This window comes from Snodgrassella alvi, from assembly GCF_002777425.1.
In the GTDB taxonomy this organism is placed as follows: Bacteria; Pseudomonadota; Gammaproteobacteria; order Burkholderiales; family Neisseriaceae; genus Snodgrassella; species Snodgrassella alvi_B.
Genome location: NZ_MDVC01000022.1, coordinates 1 through 2,238, shown reverse-complemented (window position 1 = coordinate 2,238; position 2,238 = coordinate 1). Strand labels below are relative to the sequence as shown.

Sequence of the window (2,238 nt, the reverse complement as noted above, 5' to 3'; positions counted from 1 at the left end):
TACCTGAAAGTATTGTAATGTAAGCCGGTTTCTCTGTCTAAATACTGTCCCTGATATCTGAGGTTTTGCTCTATGGGTTCGTGTTCGATTTCATGAATCCGTTTTCCCCATAACTGAAAGCTGCATTCCCACAGTATTTTACCGTTTGCATCGGTTAGCTCTTCTGGACACCCATTCAAATCAGTGTGGAAGTACATGACTTTTTCGGGGTCATTACCTCTTTTGTCTATCCGTGCCAGTGGTTCATAGCTGTTCTGGTCGGTATAGATATACAGGCTAGTGGGGTGATTCGGGCCAGTTTCCTGAATCATTCTTAACCCATCCCACAGGAAGCGGGTACGGTTGTAGGGTTTGTTGCTTACCCTCAGGAAGTCTGTTAAGCAATTTGCACCAAAATACCAGAGAATAAATTAACAACGTAATACGCCGCGTCATCAAAAATTATAAAGTCTTCTCGACTGGTGACTTAGTAAAGAAAGTAATTTATTTAGCAATATATATAGTTAGTATGACGAAGATAAACAGATATTGATATTGACTTGCAACTGAAAAGCATAATGAACCGCTTCATTACAGAATTTGGTGACAGAATTAACGGTTATCTGTAAAAGTGAAATACACAAAAAATTAAGATGTGGTCTATAATGTGCAAAGTTGATATTCATGGTATTTGTTGCAAAATAGCTCCCTTAGTTGCCGGTAAGAAATATTTTGGCCAAATAGTATATTTGTCATATATTGCCCCTATAAAACTAGCCTCATTTATTCTAATTGCATTTACATTTCCACCTTTTAAATTACTTCCGTTGAAATTTGCATTAAATAAATCAGCTCCTGATAAATTAACTCCTTGCAAATTAGCATTTAGTAAAAAAGCTCCATTTAACTTACAATTAGACATATCAGCATTTAATAATGATGAATTCATTAAATTTGAATTCATTAACAATGAATCTGAAAAATCAGTATTATCTAAAATACAACCTGAAAAATTTGCACTACGTAAATTAGCATATTTAAAATTTGCATTACGCAAAGAATACCCTGCAAATATAGCTGTATGTAATATCGAATTACTAAAATCGAAACCATCAAATGTTGTTACATCAAATTCTTGCGTGCAACCAGATTCAAAATAAATTTTAATCATTAATAATTCCCCCAGTCAAAAAGGTCAACTTTTGTGTCAGACATAGGTTTAATTTTTGGAATATTACTTGGTGCAAGTGTTCCTTGAGTTTTAGGAGGTAATATACCTACAATTTTTCCAGCCACATAACGATGATTTCCTTCTATAATTACATTACCATCTACTTTTATTGGTGGTGGAATATCTCCTTTTAATAGTCTATCTACATAGCGTTGAACTGCCGGAAGAGAAACAGTCCCTTGTGTTGTCAGCATTGTATCCCCTTTTAAAGCTTTTTTAACAACGCTAGGGGTAACTTCGGAACCTCTGGTAATTGGACATTTAGCTAACCCCCACGGATCAATCCAAGTCAACCCATTAGGCGCATACTGATACAGATTAAAGCCACCCAGCAATCCTATCGGGTCTGGCTGGGTAAAGCGGCCTATATCCGGATCATAATACCTGAAGGTATTGTAATGTAAGCCGGTTTCTCTGTCTAAATATTGTCCCTGATATCTGAGGTTTTGCTCTATGGGTTCGTGTTCGATTTCATGAATTCGCTTACCCCATAACTGAAAGCTGCATTCCCACAGTATTTTACCGTTTGCATCGGTTAGCTCTTCTGGACAGCCGTTCAGGTCGGTGTGGAAGTAGCGGATATGTTGTTCATGGTTGCCGTCTGTGTCTATACGTGCCAGTGGTTCGTAGCTGTTCTGGTCGGTATAGATATACAGGCTGGTAGGATGATTCGGGCCAGTTTCCTGAATCATTCTTAAGCCGTCCCAGAGGAAGCGGGTACGGTTGTAAGGTTGGCCGTCGCGGTCTATCTGATGCTTTTCGATACGCCGGCCAAGAGCATCGTAGACATAGCCATAACGCTGGCTGCGGCCTGTTTGTTCGATGCGTACTTCGCTCAGGCGGTGTTCAGCGTCGTAGTGGTAGTGCTGGGTGGCGCCGATGCTCTGTTTGATTTGGGTTCTGCCGTGCTCGTCGTAGCGGTAGTGGTGACTTCTGAAATGCAGGAGCTGATTACAGCGAATCAGGTTGTAGTTGCTGTAGTCTTCTCTGTATTTGCTGTCCAGCAGGTTGGCGGCCGCATCGTATTG

Annotated in this window: 3 protein-coding genes; all 3 read right to left on the bottom strand. The window is 40.0% G+C overall.

The genetic code is table 11. The features are described from left to right. Positions 1-311, bottom strand: a 311-nt coding sequence (locus BGI33_RS03110) for an RHS repeat domain-containing protein (RefSeq protein ID WP_180298958.1), incomplete at its 3' end; no start/stop codon positions are given. A gap of 350 nt (positions 312-661) precedes the next feature. Next, a complete protein-coding gene (locus BGI33_RS03105) occupies positions 662-1,150 on the bottom strand; it encodes a pentapeptide repeat-containing protein (RefSeq protein WP_100089914.1) in 489 nt (162 codons plus the stop codon). Continuing rightward, the coding region (locus BGI33_RS03100; RefSeq protein WP_144235342.1) for an RHS repeat domain-containing protein at positions 1,150-2,238 on the bottom strand (1,089 nt) is incomplete at its 5' end. The genes BGI33_RS03105 and BGI33_RS03100, both read right to left, overlap by 1 nt.

Bases quoted from the DNA above. Each gene is read 5' to 3' on its own strand.
- BGI33_RS03105 (WP_100089914.1), bottom strand. From the start codon at position 1,150: ATGATTAAAATTTATTTTGAATCTGGTTGCACGCAAGAATTTGATGTA.